The organism is Pseudomonas sp. WSY_20 (assembly GCF_043104335.1).
GTDB classification, from domain to species: domain Bacteria; phylum Pseudomonadota; class Gammaproteobacteria; order Pseudomonadales; family Pseudomonadaceae; genus Aquipseudomonas; species Aquipseudomonas parafulva_B.
The window spans coordinates 168015-183003 of record NZ_JBICKP010000014.1 but is presented as its reverse complement, the minus strand read 5'-3'; the positions used below and the strand labels follow the sequence as shown (position 1 = coordinate 183003).

Genomic DNA, 14989 nt, shown 5'->3' with positions numbered 1-14989 from the left:
TCATCGAACATCAGCTTTATCTCTTCGAGGCATATAAAAATGAAAGATCTTGCGCCCTCCGCCCTCAATAAGCTTCGTCGAAATGACCTGCTTGAAACTCGGGCTTACATTGATGGGCGCTGGGTTACTGGCGAGGGCTCGCTCGACGTCACGGATCCAGCTAATGACCAGGTGATCGCGCAGGTAGCCCATTGCGACGAGTCCTGGGTAGATCTGGCCGTCGAAGCCGCTTCGCGTGCCTTCGATGGTTGGCGGAACACCTTGCCGGCACAGCGTGGTGCAGTCCTTCGTAAATGGGCAGCACTGATGCGTGAGAACCAAGAAGATTTGGCGGTCATCATGACCTGCGAGCAAGGTAAGCCGCTCAGCGAATCACGCGGAGAGATCAATTACGGCGCGAACTTTGTCGAGTGGTTTGCGGCAGAAGGTGAGCGTTGCTACGGCGAGACAATTCCAAGTCATCTCCCGAACAGCCAGTTGGTCACTAAGCTGCAGCCGATTGGTGTAACCGTGGCCATCACGCCCTGGAACTTCCCCAGCGCCATGATCACCCGCAAGGCTGCTGCTGCACTGGCGGCTGGATGCCCGATGATCGTCAAGCCGGCGCCTGAAACTCCGCTGTCTGCCCTGGCTCTCGCCCGGTTGGCTGAAGATGCTGGTATTCCTGGTGGTGTGTTCCAGGTGCTGACCGGGGGTGCACCGAAGATGTCGGCTCGTCTCTTGGCCGCCTCCGCAGTCCGTGCGTTCAGTTTCACCGGTTCCACAGAGGTTGGTCGGATTCTGCTGCGTCAGTCTGCGGATACGGTCAAGAAAGTATCCCTTGAACTGGGTGGCCATGCTCCGTTCATTGTCTTCGATGATGCCTCGATTGCTGAGGCTGTCGAAGGCTGCATTGGCGCCAAGTTCGCAACCTCAGGTCAAGATTGCCTGGGCGCGAATCGCATCTATGTGCATCGCAACATCTACGGTCAATTCGTAGAGGAATTCACCAAGGCCACCGAGAAGTTACGCGTTGGCCATGGCCTTGAAGAGGGCGTCGATATCGGCCCAATGACTAGGGTAACGGTTGCCAACAAGTGCCGAGAGCAGATTTCGAATGCTCTCTCGCTGGGTGCAAAACTCACCTGCGGCGGTATCGACAATCACTTGGGTAGCAGCTTCGTCCTTCCGACTGTTCTGGCTGACGTCACGGACAAAATGGACATCGCTTTCGAAGAGACCTTCGGCCCCGTGGCGGCAATCCTGCCCTTCGATTCCGAAGATGAAGTAGTGACCAGGGCCAACAACACCGAGTTCGGCCTCGCTGCCTACGTGTACACCAACGACCTTCGTCGTGCCTGCCGAGTTTCTGACCGACTCGAGTACGGCATGGTCGCACTCAACACTCCGAAGTTCACAGGCGCGCCAATTCCGTTTGGCGGTTGGAAGCAATCGGGCTTGGGCCGTGAAGGCTCGAAGCACGGATTGGCTGAGTACATGGAACTGAAATACGTCTGCATCGGCGGTCTGTAAATATCACAAGAGGATTGAAACATGGATAAGCAAAAGCAAGATTTGATCTCCCAACAAGATCGCGGTGCAGTGCTTCACCCATTCACCCAGCTTAAAGACTTTGCCTCTGGGAAGGCAGGTGATCCAACAATCATCGAAACCGCGAAAGGGATCACTATCACCGACGCGACTGGCCGTGAGTACATCGATGGTTTCGCTGGCCTGTACTGCATGAACGTCGGCTATGGCCGTACCGAAGTCGCCGAGGCGATCTCCAAACAAGCCCACAAGCTGGCGTACTATCACACCTACGCTGCGCATACCACGGAAGAGCTCGCTCGCCTTTCTGACCGCCTGGTGAAGATGGCTCCGGGCAACATGAGCAAGGTCTTCTACGGCATGTCCGGTTCGGATGCCAACGAGACCCAAGCCAAACTGGTCTGGTACTACAACAATCTGCGCGGTAAGCCGAACAAGAAGAAAATCATTGCTCGTGAGCGCGGCTATCACGGTTGCTCGGTAGTTTCTGGTTCCATGACCGGCATGTCCTTCTACCATGACCACATGGATCTGCCGATTGCAGGGATCCTGCGTACTGGTGCTCCTCACTACTACTGGGGCGCCGAGCTAGGTGAGACTGAGCTGGAATTCTCTGCCCGCCGTGCACGTGAACTCGAAGAGCTCATCCTGCGCGAAGGCCCAGACACCATCGGCGCATTCATTGCTGAGCCTGTGCTCGGAACCGGCGGTATTACCCCTCCGCCAGAAGGCTACTGGGCTGCTGTTCAGCCTGTGCTGAAAAAGTACGACATCCTGCTGATCGCTGACGAAGTAATTACCGGATTTGGTCGTACTGGTGCCATGTTTGGCTGCGACAAGTACGGTATCGAGCCTGACCTGATCACTGTAGCGAAAGGGCTGACTTCTGCCTACGCACCGCTGTCGGCTTCGATTGTTGGTGAGAAGGTGTACAAAGTGATGGAAGAAGGCGCTGATCGTGTAGGTGCGTTCTCCCACGGTTACACCTACTCTGGCCACCCTATCGGTGTCGCGGCAGCAAACGCGGTGCTCGATATCGTCGAGGGCGAAAACATTCCAGCTCACGTCGACAAGGTTGGTCAGTATTTCCAAAAGTCGATGCAGGAAACCTTCTCCTCGCTGCCAATCGTCGGCGAAGTGCGCGGTGTAGGCATGATGGCCGCCATTGAATTCGTAGCTGATCCAGCTACCAAGAAGCGATTCGACCCAGCCCTCAAGGTTGGTGCACGGATTTCGAAAGCAGCCCGTGATCGCAACCTGATTGCTCGTGCCATGCCTCACGGTGAGATCCTGGGCTTTGCTCCTCCCCTGGTCACGACCGAGCAGGAAGTGGATCGCATCATCAGCATCGCACACGAAGCTGTGCTCAGCGTCCTTGATGAGCTGAAGCTCTGAGCCATCAAGGCCAGCAACTATGCCAGCCCAATTGTCCTCTTCGTTTTGAGCCCGCCGTTAGGCGGGCTTTTTTTGAGCAGTCACAATCGAAGCAAAGGCGCTCGCATTAGCTCATGAGGACGTACTCTCAGTTCAGATACTTGTCCAATACCCAGAAATTAAAGCCCGTACCTGACAACCTCCATGAGAGCGATGTAAGTATCGCTTCTTGTCGTCCGTTTTCACGGGGCAGGCCCAGTTAACAGAAAGTCGACAGAAAATCCTCTGAGGTGATCCATCAATGATCCTTCACCGACCGAGCTCCCAGAGTTTCCATCATAATCCTTGCTGATCGAAAAGCCTTGGCAATTTGGCACGTAATTCGCAATCTCGTACTGACGCCAATCCAGCATTGCTTGACCGTAAGCGCTCCATGAAGCCCCCATTCAAAGCGCCCAACTGATGCCCGATGCTGTGCTCCCGATTTCTCAGGAGCCCAGTAGTCATGATGCGACCCGACGCAAAAGTCGAAAAAGTGTATCTGTACCCCAAGCCTGTCGACTTCCGAAAATCCATTGACGGCCTGGCTGCACTGGTTGAGCTGGACATCAAGGTTGCAGTATTCGACCCGGTGCTTTTTGTCTTCCTCAACAAGTCACGTAATTGCGTGAAAATTCTGTATTGGGAACGCAACGGCTTCTGCCTTTGGCTCAAGCGCCTGGAGTCCGAACGATTCAAAACATCGCCTGAGGTGACGGACGAGGCGATTGTCCTGACCGTCCAGGAGCTCAACTGGATGCTCGACGGTTTTGACCTTTGGCGTAACCGTCCTCATCAGGTTTTGACGCCGCGCTTTGTGACCTGATTTGGTATAATCCAGGGCATGGATTCCGTGCCCGAAAACCTCCCTGACGACCCTCAACTACTCAAGCAAATGCTTGCGAAGATGCAGTCGCGGGTCGGTTTTCTCGAGGAGGAAAACGCGCTGCTGCGCCAGTGATTGTTTGGGCAAGTCCGAGCAAACAGCTGATCCAGCAACGCCACAATTGGCCCTTTTCAACGAGGCCGAAAACGCCTCCGAAGCTGTCGACGAAGACGTTGAAGAAGAGGTCCTTGCTCCTACCAAGCGTTGAGCGAAAGGTACTCCAAGCCGACTGCAAGCCCGGTGCGCTTGTTCGCATCAGGCAGTGCGTGGCCTTGCGCGATGCTGGCAGTGTACTTGGCGGCAATTTCAAACACATCGTCAAGGCCATTATACGCGATAGCATTATCGATTCTTGCCAGCGCGCCTTGCAAAATCGGAATATTCACCGCCCCCCTTCATGTCGGGCTCGGCAGTCAAGATTTGAGTATTTATTTCAATAACACGCTCAAATGGAAAGAAGATCAATTCCATTACATATCAGCCAACTTCTGAAAGGTCTTCTTGTGAGTCCTGAGAACGAGTTTGGTTTCTGAATAAACGATCTGCTTACCCAAGTCGCCACCCAAGTCCAGCTTCTTGATAGCTTTAACTTTAGGCCTCTTTACTATGGATACGCCATAGATGTCCAGCTTGTGGCTCATGACTTTAGTACCCCAAACGGTTCGATTATCTTCTGCCCTTACGGTAGCGCACTGGAAGGCAAGATACACCGAGCTGCCTATTGCGTGTGCGGCGCTTGCCCATCAGCTAGCCCAGCCTGATCCGGCCTGGTGGTTTCACCAATAGATTCAAAAAATGCCTCGCATCTTAGCCTTGAGGCTGCGACCGTGTTGGGCAGCCTTTACACGCATGTGCCAATTTAGGGCGGTGACGAATGCAAAACGCCCGCAACTTAGCGGGCGTTTCTGTTAGTTAGCGCAGGCCCCATAGCGGGCGTAGGCTCACTCCCACTCAATCGTCGCCGGCGGCTTGCTCGACACGTCGTAGGTCACCCGCGAGATACCGTCAATCTCGTTGATGATCCGGCCACTGACGGTTTCCAGCAGTTCGTAAGGCAGATGAGCCCAACGAGCGGTCATGAAGTCCACGGTCTCGACAGCACGCAGGGCCACAACCCATGCATAGCGACGGCCGTCGCCCACGACGCCAACCGACTTGACCGGCTGGAACACCACGAAGGCCTGGCTGGTCTTGTGGTACCAATCAGCCTTGCGCAGTTCTTCGATGAAGATGTGGTCCGCGCGACGCAGGATGTCGGCGTACTCTTTCTTCACTTCACCCAGGATGCGCACACCCAGGCCCGGGCCTGGGAACGGGTGGCGGTAGACCATGTCGTAAGGCAGGCCGAGCTCCAGACCGATCTTGCGCACTTCGTCCTTGAACAGCTCACGCAGCGGTTCGACCAGCTTGAGGTTCATTTCCTCCGGCAGGCCACCGACGTTGTGGTGGGACTTGATCACGTGGGCCTTGCCGCTCTTGGCGCCGGCCGATTCGATCACGTCCGGGTAGATGGTGCCCTGGGCGAGGAACTGGATGTTCGGCAGCTTGCTGGCCTCGGCATCGAAGATGTCGATGAAGGTGCGGCCGATGATCTTGCGCTTCTTCTCCGGGTCGGCTTCGCCGGCCAGGTTGTCGAGGAACTGCTTTTCAGCGTCGGCACGGATCACCTTGACGCCCATGTTCTCCTTGAACATGGCCATCACCTGGTCACCCTCGTGCAGGCGCAGCAGGCCGTTGTCGACGAAGACGCAGGTCAGCTGGTCGCCGATGGCCCGGTGCAAGAGGGCCGCGACCACCGAGCTGTCCACGCCGCCGGAGAGGCCCAGCAGGACGTTGGCCGAACCCACTTGCTCACGCACTTGGGCGATGGCGTCCTCGACGATGTTGGACGGGGTCCACAGGGCTTCACAGCCGCAGATGTCCTGCACGAAACGGGACAGGATGCGACCGCCCTGCTTGGTGTGGGTCACTTCCGGGTGGAACTGCACGCCGTAGTAGCCGCGGGTGTCATCGAACATGCCGGCGATCGGGCAGCTCGGGGTGCTGGCCAGTACGTGGAAACCGGTCGGCAGCTGGGTGACCTTGTCACCGTGGCTCATCCACACGTCCAGGCCCAGTACGCCGTCAGCGTCGATATGGTCCTCGATGCCGTCGAGCAGGCGGCTCTTGCCGACCACGTCAACGCGGGCATATCCGAACTCACGCAGGTCCGACCCTTCGACCTTGCCGCCCATCTGTTCGGACATGGTCTGCATGCCGTAGCAGATGCCCAGCACAGGCACATTCAGGTCGAACACGGCCTGGGGTGCACGGGGGCTGTTGGCTTCGTGAACCGACTCGGGGCCACCGGCGAGGATGATGCCGCGCGGGTTGAATTCGCGGATCGCTTCATCGTCCATGTCGAACGGGTGCAGTTCGCAGTACACGCCGATCTCGCGCACGCGGCGGGCGATCAGCTGGGTGTACTGGGAGCCGAAATCGAGGATGAGGATCCGGTGAGCGTGAATATCGAGGGCCATGGGGAATCTCTGATTCAGCTGCGAGCTTGAAGCTGCAAGCTGCAAGTTGATCGGGGAAAACGCAGTGGCTGCGCGAACGCAGCCACCGTCTGGAGCTTACCGCTGAGCTATCAGCCAACCCGGTAGTTGGGGGCTTCTTTGGTGATCTGCACGTCGTGAACGTGGGATTCGGCCATGCCGGCGCCCGTGATGCGCACGAACTCCGGCTTGGTGCGCATCTCGTCGATGGTGGCACTGCCGGTGTAGCCCATGGACGAACGCAGGCCGCCCATCAGCTGGTGAATGATCGCAGCCAGTGCGCCTTTGTACGGCACACGGCCTTCGATACCTTCGGGGACCAGCTTCTCGGCACCGGCCGAGGAGTCCTGGAAGTAACGGTCGGAAGAGCCTTGCGACTGCGCCATGGCGCCCAGCGAACCCATGCCACGGTAGGCCTTGTAGGAGCGGCCCTGGAACAGTTCGACTTCGCCCGGGGCTTCTTCGGTACCGGCGAACATCGAACCCATCATCACGCAACTGGCACCGGCGACGATGGCCTTGGACAGGTCACCAGAGAAGCGGATACCGCCGTCGGCGATCAGTGGCACACCGGTGCCTTCCAGGGCAGCGGCGACGTTGGCGATGGCGCTGATCTGCGGCACGCCGACGCCGGCTACGATACGGGTGGTGCAGATCGAGCCAGGGCCGATACCGACCTTGACCGCATCAGCGCCCGCCTCGGCCAAGGCCTTGGCAGCAGCGCCGGTGGCGATGTTGCCGCCAATCACCTGCACCTGCGGGTAGGTTTGCTTGACCCAGCGCACGCGCTCGATCACGCCTTTGGAGTGCCCGTGAGCGGTGTCGACCACGACCACGTCAACGCCAGCGGCTACCAGGGCGGCAACACGCTCGCCGGTGTCCTTGCCGGTGCCGACCGCTGCGCCAACGCGCAGACGACCCTGGTCGTCCTTGCTGGCCAGTGGGTAGGCCTTGGCCTTCTCGATGTCCTTGACGGTCATCATGCCCTTGAGGCTGAAGTGCTCGTCGACGATCAGCACTTTCTCGAGGCGGTGCTTGTGCAGCAGCTCGCGCACCTCGTTCTTGTCCGCGCCCTCGCGGACGGTGACCAGGCGTTCCTTGGGCGTCATCACTTCGCGGACCTTGGCGTCCAGGCGGCTTTCGAAGCGCACGTCGCGGGAGGTCACGATACCGACCAGGTCACCGTTTTCCAGCACGGGCACGCCGGAAATGTTGTTCAGGCGCGTCAGGTCGAACAGGTCGCGCACGGTGGCGTCGGCCTCGATGGTGATCGGGTCCTTGACCACGCCAGCCTCGAACTTCTTGACCTTGCGCACTTCGCCGGCCTGCTGCTCGATGGTCATGTTCTTGTGGATGATGCCGATGCCGCCTTCCTGAGCCATGGCGATGGCCAGGCGCGCTTCGGTGACGGTGTCCATGGCAGCGGAGACCAGCGGGATGTTCAGCTCGATGCCACGGGTCAAACGGGTCTTGAGACTGACTTCATTGGGCAGTACCTCGGAATAACCAGGTACAAGGAGAATATCGTCGAAGGTCAGGGCTTCTTGGCTGATACGCAACATCGCGGGGGCTCCCGGGCGGGAAAAATGGAAGCGCGCCATTATACTCATGCGTGCCCTGCCACTCAATGTAAATCAAGCCTGAAGTTACAAGTGGCCGTTGCCGCCCTGCGCACCAAAGCCCTGCTCAGCCCTCGTCAGGCGAGCCGGACCTGCACCACGGCCACTGGTTGGTCCAGCCAGTCGGCGAAGCTGTCGATGAAGGCCTGGGTGAACCCGGCATCGCCCCAGTTGTTGAAGATGAAGCCCAGGTTGGAGAAGGCGCAGGGTTGCAGGAACAAAAAACCGTTGATGTCGTCTTCGAACCCGCACAGCGGGCAGGTGAAGTTGTCACTGACCCCGGGCATCCACTCTTCCAGGCTATCGAACAACGGCTCGCCCACTTCCCGCCGGCACTGCGGGCAGCCCGCCTCTTCCTTGAAGCCTTCGGTGGGCGTATAGATGCAGCGCTTGAGCATCACCTCAAGGCCGTTGACCGGCGTATCGAAGGGCAGTTTTTCGGGGTGCAGCGCCACCTGGCGGGCACCTGGCCCAAGGGCATGGGCCATACGGTTGCCGGTACGCCCGCAGGTGGTCAGCTGCTCTTGCACGATCTTTTCGCGGACCAGCCAGCGCAGGATGGCGCGGGCGCGGGCCTCGTGCACCGGGACGGTGGACTGCCTGGGAACGATGATGCTTTGGGTATTCATGAGCGGACAAGCCTTGGATCGGGTAGTCGGCCAATTCTAACCCCTGCTCAAGCGCTCACATAGCGAGCGATGAGCGCCAGGCCGCTGGCCAACACCAACCAGGTGACCAACCGGACGAAGGCCTCGCGTGACAGCCTGTGCGTGAGCCTGCGCCCAGCCCATAGACCGATGACCATCACCGGCAGCAGGCAGGCCGCCATCAGCAGCAGTTGTCGATCGGCGTAGACACCGGCAACAAGGAACAGCGTCAGGCGCACCAAGGTGCTGCAACTGATCAACGCGCTCTGGGTGGCGCGTACCTGCTCCTTGTCGGGCAGGCGAGCGCTCAGGTAAAGGGCGTAGAGAAACCCGCCGCTGCCGAACAAGGCGCCGAACAACCCGCCCACGGTACCCATCGGTGCCGCCCACCACCCGGCAAGCGACGCCGGGCGTACCTTCAGCGCCAGGCTATAGAGGGCATAGGCCGTGATGAACAGGCCCATCAGCAGCATCAGCAGGTCCGACTTGAGCTGCAGCAGGAACGCAACGCCCAGGGTGCACCCCAGCGCCATGAACGGCAGCAGGCGCAGCAGTTCGCCCCGTACCACATCGCGCCGTGAGGGCAACAGGTTGCCGAACGCCGCTACGAAATCGAGTAACACCAGCAAGGGAATGATCTGCGACAGCGGCATGAAATGGATCAGCACCGGGCCTGCCACCAACGCCGTGCCGAAGCCGGCGATGCCGAACACCACATAGGCCGCCGCGGTACCCAACACGATGGGTAGCCAGTCAAGCCCCGAGAACGGTATAGCGAGGTCAGCGAGCATTGGCGCATTGTCCTTGAAGGTTCAGCGCACCATAACCAAACCCGCGCTATCCCGGCTAATATGCAATCTCGCCCTGATCCATCTCGAAATGGCATCGCTCATGATCTCGACCCGCCAGCTGCGTTACTTCGTGGAAATCGCCGAATGTGGCAGCTTCAGCGCCGCCGCCGAACGACTGTATGTCGCCCAGTCCGCCCTCAGTCGCCAGGTGCGCGAGCTCGAACTGCAGCTGGACACCGCGTTGTTCGAGCGCACGGCCAGGTTGCCTCGCCTGACCGATGCGGGCCGGGCGTTCCTGCCGCGCGCGCGCAACCTGCTGCTGGACCTGGACAAGGCTGGCGAGTTGGCCCGAGCCGTCGGCCAGGGCCTGTGCGGCAGCCTGAACATCAGCCACTCCAGCACGGTGCCGCTGACCGGTCGGCTGCTCGAGCACCTGGGTGATTACCTGCGGACAAACCCTGATGTGAGCATGGAGATCGCCCAGTTGTCCTCCGAAGGGCAGCTTGCAGCACTGGCCGAAGGTCGCCTGGACATCGGGCTGCTGAGGCTGCCGGTGCTGCGCCAGCACGATGGGTTGAGCATCGAGCCGTTGTTCGAAGAGCCCCTGCTGTTGGCGCTTGCCCCTACCCATGAACTGGCGGAGCGTGATTGCATTGCCTTGGCGGAGCTTTCCAGCCAGCCGTTCATCTCCATTCCCCACCACCAACGCGGTGGCCTGAGCTACCTGTCTGCCGAGCTGTGCATGGCGGCGGGGTTCTTTCCCCAGCCTGCGCGGGTGGTGTCGCGCAAGACCACCCAGTTGCAGCTGATCCAGGCGGGGTTCGGGGTGGCCTTGCTGCCACGCTGCATGCAGGACATCGCCCCTGCGGCGCTGCGGTTCATCCCGCTGATGGACCCCGGCTGCGTCAGCACCGTCGCCATCGCCCACCGCCGCGATGCCGGGCCACTGGTGAGTCAGTTCATCGAGCACATGACCTGCGCAGCGTCGGCAATCGGTACGCCAGGGCAGGCACCGGCGACCCAGGCCAGCTCCTGATCGACCGGGCACGACACCCGGCCCCCTCATCCTTTATAGTGCCTGCCCATGATCAAAGACCCTTTCGAACGCCTCGGCCTTGACCGTGATGTGCTCACCGTCAGCCAACTCAATGGCCGCGCCCGGGTGCTGCTGGAAGACGTGTTCCGCAGCGTATGGGTGGAGGGCGAGATTTCCAACCTGGCCCGGCCGGCCTCCGGCCACATGTACTTCACCCTCAAGGACAGCGGTGCCCAGGTGCGCTGCGCCCTCTTCCGGCAGAGCGCCACGCGGGTGCGCCAGGCACTGCGTGACGGCCTGGCGGTACGGGTGCGCGGCAAGGTGTCCCTGTTCGAAGGCCGTGGCGACTACCAGCTGATCCTCGATACCGTGGAGCCCGCCGGCGATGGTGCGCTGCGCCTGGCCTTCGAGGCGCTCAAGGAAAAGCTTGGCGCCGAGGGCCTGTTCAACACCGACAGCAAGCGAGCGCTGCCTGCACATCCCCAGCGTATCGGCATCATCACCTCCCCGACCGGGGCCGTGATCCGCGACATCATCAGTGTGTTCGCCCGCCGCGCGCCCCAGGTGGAGTTGAACCTGATCCCCACCGCCGTGCAGGGCCGCGAAGCCATCGCCCAGATCGTGCGGGCCATTCGCCTGGCCGACAGCCGCGGTTTCGACGCCTTGATACTGGCCCGCGGCGGCGGTTCACTGGAGGACCTGTGGTGCTTCAACGAGGAAGCCGTGGCGCGTGCCGTGGCCGCGTGCAAGACGCCGATCGTGAGCGCCGTGGGCCATGAAACCGACGTGTCGATCAGCGACTTCGTGGCCGATGTGCGTGCCCCGACCCCGTCTGCTGCGGCCGAGTTGCTTGCGCCCGACAGCAGCGGCCTGCAGCATCGCCTGGACGGCCTGCAACGGCGCCTGACCCTGCGCATGCAGAACCGGTTGGTGCATGATCGCCTGCGCCTGGAGTCCCTGATTCGCCGCCTGCGCCATCCGGGCGAGCGCCTGCGTCAGCAGGCTCAGCGCCTGGATGACCTGGACATGCGCCTGCGCCGTGCCTTCCTGCATAACCTCAATCAACGCCGCGAGCGCCTGGTGCGCCTGGAGACACGTCTGGCCGCGCAACATCCCGGGCGTACTCTGGCTTTGCTGGGCCAGCGCCTGGACAGCCTGGCCGAGCGACTGCCCCGGGCCATGCGTGACGTGCTCAAGGACCGGCGCCAGCGCTTCCAGGCCCAGTTGCAGACCCTGCAGATCGTCAGCCCGCTGGCGACGCTGGCGCGCGGCTACAGCATCCTGCTCGACGAACAAGGCCAGGCCATCCGCAGCGCCGAACAGACGCGCAACGGCCAGCGCCTGACTGCACGCCTGAACGAAGGCGAACTGCAGGTGCGGGTCGAAGACAATCACCTGACTCCGGTCACGCTCTCACTTCTGGATTGACACATGCCCCGCTTGCTCGCGTCACTGCTCGCCCTCGCCTTCACCGTCCTGAGCGCCACAGCCCAGGCCAGCTACATCACGCGCACGCTGAACAAACCGGTGCCTGGCGGCGTTGCCGTGGTCGACCTGGGGCCGGCAGCCAGTGCTCCCAGCGCACGCTTCGATGGCAAGCCCGTGCTGGTGGTCAAGGAACAGGACAACTGGCTGGCCATCGTTGGCATCCCCCTGACCCAGAAGCCTGGGCAGGCGGTGGTGCAACAAGGCAGCCGAAGCCTGCCTTTCACCGTGGGGCACAAGCAGTACCCCGAACAGCGCATCACCTTGAAGAACACCCGCCAGGTCAACCCCAATCCGGCCGACCTCAAGCGCATCGATCGCGAACTGGCCGAGCAGATCAAGGCCTACCGCAGCTTCAGCCCGGCATTGCCGAGCAACCTGATCCTCGACAAGCCGGTCAACGGGCCGCTGTCGAGCAAGTTCGGCGTGCGCCGGTTCTTCAATGGCGAGGAACGCAACCCCCATGCGGGGCTGGATTTTGCCGTACCGGCGGGGACGCCGATCAAGACGCCTGCCAACGGCAAGGTGATTCTGGTGGGCGATTACTTCTTCAATGGCCGCACGGTGTTCGTTGATCACGGGCAGGGCTTTATCAGCATGTTCTGCCATATGTCCCGTATCGACGTGCAGAACGGGCAGTCGCTGCGCCGTGGTGAAGTGGTCGGGCGCGTGGGCTCAACGGGGCGCGCTACCGGGCCGCACATGCACTGGAACGTCAGCTTGAACGATGCGCGTGTTGACCCGGCGATCTTCATCGGTGCCTTTCAGCCCTGAGGCAGGGTTGACACTTCGTTGAGTGACGTTTGAGCCGCCCCGCAATACGGGCGGCGCTTGCCACAACGCAGGGCCCAGGAGGTCCTCACGCGACTGACACACCATTGCGCCAAAGAAAAATACCGCGCAACAAAACCTAAGTATTTTACTGGTATCAACAAGCAGATCTCGCCATATCACTTTTTTTAAGCATTCCTCTCAATTTTTTTTCAACGCTTGCCAACCCACAGTCCACTGGTTAGGGTTGAGGCCATGAAAACCTTCAGCACCCTCATCTTGCTCCGACAACATCGCAGCCTCTGCCTGGTCAGCGCTCGACTACCAGGCTGAATCGCGTCGCCTCGCCCCTACCTCGTTACTGCTCGGCAGGCCCGATCTCGGCCGCACATAAAAGGATTGCTTCCATGACCATGCTCAAAGACCCGTCGAAGAAATACCGCGCCTTCCCTACCATCGATCTGCCTGACCGTACCTGGCCGTCCAAGACCATTACCGAGGCGCCGATCTGGTGCAGCTCGGACCTGCGTGACGGCAACCAGTCGCTGATTGAGCCGATGGATGCGCAGAAGAAGCTGCGGTTCTGGAAGACCTTGGTGCAAGTGGGCGTGAAGGAAATCGAAGCCTCCTTCCCTTCGGCCTCGCAAACCGACTTCGACTTTGTCCGCACCTTGATCGAAGACGGTCATATTCCAGAGGACACCACCATCCAGGTGCTGACCCAGGCGCGTGAAGACCTGATCGCCCGGACCTTCGAGTCCCTGCGCGGGGCCAAGAAGGCCATCGTTCACCTGTACAACGCCACCTGCCCGGCCTTCCGCCGCATCGTCTTCAACCAGGACAAGCAGGGCGTCAAGGACATCGCGGTCAATGCAGCCAAGCTGTTCGTCAAATACGCCGCACAGCAGCCCGATACGCACTGGACATTCCAGTACTCGCCCGAAACCTTCAGCGCTACCGAGATGGAATTCGCCAAGGAAGTGTGCGATGCGGTGATCGAGGTGTGGAACCCAACGCCCGAACACAAGATCATCCTCAACCTGCCGGCCACCGTCGAGGTCGCCACGCCCAACGTGTACGCCGACCAGATCGAATGGTTCTGCCGTAACATCAATCGCCGTGACAGCGTGATCATCAGCCTGCACTGCCACAACGACCGGGGAACCGGCATCGCCGCGACCGAGCTGGGCCTGATGGCCGGCGCCGACCGTGCAGAGGGCTGCCTGTTCGGCAATGGTGAGCGCACCGGCAACGTCGACCTGGTGACCCTGGCGCTGAACCTGTACACCCAGGGCATCGACCCGGGCCTGGATTTCTCCGACATAGACGGTGTGCGCAAGGTCGTCGAAGAATGCAATCAGCTGCCGGTGCACCCGCGCCACCCGTACGTAGGTGACTTGGTACACACAGCCTTCTCCGGCTCGCACCAGGATGCCATTCGTAAGGGCCTGGCCAAGCAGCAGGAAGGCGAGTTGTGGGAAGTGCCGTACCTGCCGATCGACCCGGCCGACATCGGCCGCAGCTACGAGGCCGTGATTCGCGTCAACAGCCAGTCCGGCAAAGGCGGCATCACCTACCTGCTCGAGCAGGAATACGGCATCAGCCTGCCGCGCCGCATGCAAATCGAATTCAGCCAGGTCGTACAGGGCGAAACCGACCGCCTGGGCCTGGAAATGACTGCCCAGCAGATCTACAGCTTGCTGCACAAGGAATACCTGCAAGCCAACGCACCGTACGCGCTGGTCAGCCATCGCCTGCAGGAAGAAAACGGTCACAGTGCCGTAGAAGTGGAAGTAGCCGGCGAAGGCGAGACCACGCTGCACTGGCGCGGCAAGGGCAATGGCGCCCTGGAAGCCCTGGTGGCCGGCCTGCCGATTGCCGTCGAAATCATGGACTACAACGAACACGCCATCGGCGCGGGCACCAACGCCAAGGCAGCGGCCTATATCGAACTGCGTGTAGCCGGCGGGCGTCCTGTGCATGGTGTGGGCATCGATGAAAACATCACCACAGCCAGCTTCAAGGCCCTGTTCAGTGCGCTGAACCGTTCGCTGAGCCAGCAAGAGGCCAAGGCGGCCTGAGTACCGTTAGGGAGAAAGCGGCCTCTTTAGCTGATGCTGTTGACTTGAGATTGTTGGGGCCGCCTTGCGGCCCCAACGACCTAAGGGCGCGCTTACCCTTCGTATACGCGCACATAACCCGCAAACGCCAATCACCAGGCAAAAAAATGGGCGCCGACCAAGCGCCCAAAAAGCCGTAAAGCACACAACGAAA

12 protein-coding genes and 1 pseudogene are annotated in these 14989 nt (G+C 60.6%); 8 read left to right on the top strand and 5 right to left on the bottom strand.

From position 1 onward, the window contains the following. Positions 1 to 39 precede the first annotated feature (39 nt). From ACF8E5_RS02995 to ACF8E5_RS02980, 4 genes and pseudogenes are all read left to right on the top strand, one after another. On the top strand, positions 40 to 1512 hold the full coding sequence (locus ACF8E5_RS02995; protein ID WP_196186711.1) for an NAD-dependent succinate-semialdehyde dehydrogenase: 1473 nt from the start codon (positions 40 to 42) through the stop codon (positions 1510 to 1512). Between the two features lie 21 nt (positions 1513 to 1533). Further along, complete coding sequence (locus ACF8E5_RS02990; protein ID WP_196186710.1) at positions 1534 to 2925, top strand: aspartate aminotransferase family protein; 1392 nt, start codon at positions 1534 to 1536, stop codon at positions 2923 to 2925. 484 nt (positions 2926 to 3409) lie between these two features. Next, positions 3410 to 3769, top strand: a complete 360-nt coding sequence (gene tnpB, locus ACF8E5_RS02985) for an IS66 family insertion sequence element accessory protein TnpB (protein ID WP_392474887.1) — start codon at positions 3410 to 3412, stop codon at positions 3767 to 3769. A gap of 18 nt (positions 3770 to 3787) precedes the next feature. Further along, positions 3788 to 4034 (top strand): annotated as a pseudogene (locus tag ACF8E5_RS02980) (IS66 family transposase); the annotation flags it as partial. Here ACF8E5_RS02980 and ACF8E5_RS02975 read toward each other — a convergent pair. From ACF8E5_RS02975 to ACF8E5_RS02955, 5 genes are all read right to left on the bottom strand, one after another. Further along, on the bottom strand, positions 4024 to 4143 hold the full coding sequence (locus ACF8E5_RS02975; RefSeq protein WP_392474892.1) for a Fic family protein: 120 nt from the start codon (positions 4141 to 4143) through the stop codon (positions 4024 to 4026). The pseudogene ACF8E5_RS02980 and the gene ACF8E5_RS02975 sit on opposite strands and share 11 nt — an antisense overlap. A 627-nt stretch (positions 4144 to 4770) precedes the next feature. Further along, on the bottom strand, positions 4771 to 6348 hold the full coding sequence (gene guaA / locus ACF8E5_RS02970) for a glutamine-hydrolyzing GMP synthase (RefSeq protein ID WP_058604467.1): 1578 nt from the start codon (positions 6346 to 6348) through the stop codon (positions 4771 to 4773). A 110-nt stretch (positions 6349 to 6458) separates the two neighbouring features. Continuing rightward, positions 6459 to 7928, bottom strand: coding sequence for an IMP dehydrogenase (guaB, locus tag ACF8E5_RS02965; protein WP_058604466.1), 1470 nt, complete (start codon positions 7926 to 7928; stop codon positions 6459 to 6461). Positions 7929 to 8062: 134 nt separating this feature from the next. After that, a complete protein-coding gene (locus ACF8E5_RS02960; protein ID WP_078479025.1) occupies positions 8063 to 8614 on the bottom strand; it encodes a sugar ABC transporter ATPase in 552 nt (183 codons plus the stop codon). Between the two features lie 47 nt (positions 8615 to 8661). Continuing rightward, positions 8662 to 9423, bottom strand: coding sequence for a sulfite exporter TauE/SafE family protein (locus ACF8E5_RS02955; RefSeq protein WP_058638593.1), 762 nt, complete (start codon positions 9421 to 9423; stop codon positions 8662 to 8664). Between the two features lie 100 nt (positions 9424 to 9523). Between ACF8E5_RS02955 and ACF8E5_RS02950 the strand changes: the two genes are divergently transcribed. From ACF8E5_RS02950 to leuA, 4 genes are all read left to right on the top strand, one after another. After that, the gene (locus ACF8E5_RS02950; RefSeq protein ID WP_196186784.1) at positions 9524 to 10459 is read left to right on the top strand and encodes a LysR family transcriptional regulator; all 936 of its coding nucleotides are present in this window, start codon (positions 9524 to 9526) and stop codon (positions 10457 to 10459) included. A gap of 48 nt (positions 10460 to 10507) precedes the next feature. Beyond that, complete coding sequence (gene xseA / locus ACF8E5_RS02945) at positions 10508 to 11887, top strand: exodeoxyribonuclease VII large subunit (protein ID WP_392474886.1); 1380 nt, start codon at positions 10508 to 10510, stop codon at positions 11885 to 11887. Positions 11888 to 11890: 3 nt separating this feature from the next. Further along, the gene (locus ACF8E5_RS02940) at positions 11891 to 12718 is read left to right on the top strand and encodes a peptidoglycan DD-metalloendopeptidase family protein (protein WP_392474885.1); all 828 of its coding nucleotides are present in this window, start codon (positions 11891 to 11893) and stop codon (positions 12716 to 12718) included. A 404-nt stretch (positions 12719 to 13122) separates the two neighbouring features. Continuing rightward, positions 13123 to 14796 carry a 2-isopropylmalate synthase gene (gene leuA, locus ACF8E5_RS02935; RefSeq protein WP_058638595.1) on the top strand — a complete coding sequence of 558 codons (1674 nt, stop codon included), beginning with the start codon at positions 13123 to 13125 and terminating at the stop codon, positions 14794 to 14796. The last annotated feature ends 193 nt before the right edge of the window (positions 14797 to 14989 follow it).

Excerpts from the sequence above, each read along its gene's own strand:
- leuA (WP_058638595.1), top strand. The coding sequence starts at position 13,123 with ATGACCATGCTCAAAGACCCGTCGAAGAAATACCGCGCCTTCCCTACC.
- ACF8E5_RS02950 (WP_196186784.1), top strand. The coding sequence starts at position 9,524 with ATGATCTCGACCCGCCAGCTGCGTTACTTCGTGGAAATCGCCGAATGT.
- ACF8E5_RS02990 (WP_196186710.1), top strand. The coding sequence starts at position 1,534 with ATGGATAAGCAAAAGCAAGATTTGATCTCCCAACAAGATCGCGGTGCA.
- ACF8E5_RS02995 (WP_196186711.1), top strand. The coding sequence starts at position 40 with ATGAAAGATCTTGCGCCCTCCGCCCTCAATAAGCTTCGTCGAAATGAC.
- xseA (WP_392474886.1), top strand. The coding sequence starts at position 10,508 with ATGATCAAAGACCCTTTCGAACGCCTCGGCCTTGACCGTGATGTGCTC.
- ACF8E5_RS02940 (WP_392474885.1), top strand. The coding sequence starts at position 11,891 with ATGCCCCGCTTGCTCGCGTCACTGCTCGCCCTCGCCTTCACCGTCCTG.
- tnpB (WP_392474887.1), top strand. The coding sequence starts at position 3,410 with ATGATGCGACCCGACGCAAAAGTCGAAAAAGTGTATCTGTACCCCAAG.
- guaB (WP_058604466.1), bottom strand. The coding sequence starts at position 7,928 with ATGTTGCGTATCAGCCAAGAAGCCCTGACCTTCGACGATATTCTCCTT.
- guaA (WP_058604467.1), bottom strand. The coding sequence starts at position 6,348 with ATGGCCCTCGATATTCACGCTCACCGGATCCTCATCCTCGATTTCGGC.
- ACF8E5_RS02960 (WP_078479025.1), bottom strand. The coding sequence starts at position 8,614 with ATGAATACCCAAAGCATCATCGTTCCCAGGCAGTCCACCGTCCCGGTG.
- ACF8E5_RS02955 (WP_058638593.1), bottom strand. The coding sequence starts at position 9,423 with ATGCTCGCTGACCTCGCTATACCGTTCTCGGGGCTTGACTGGCTACCC.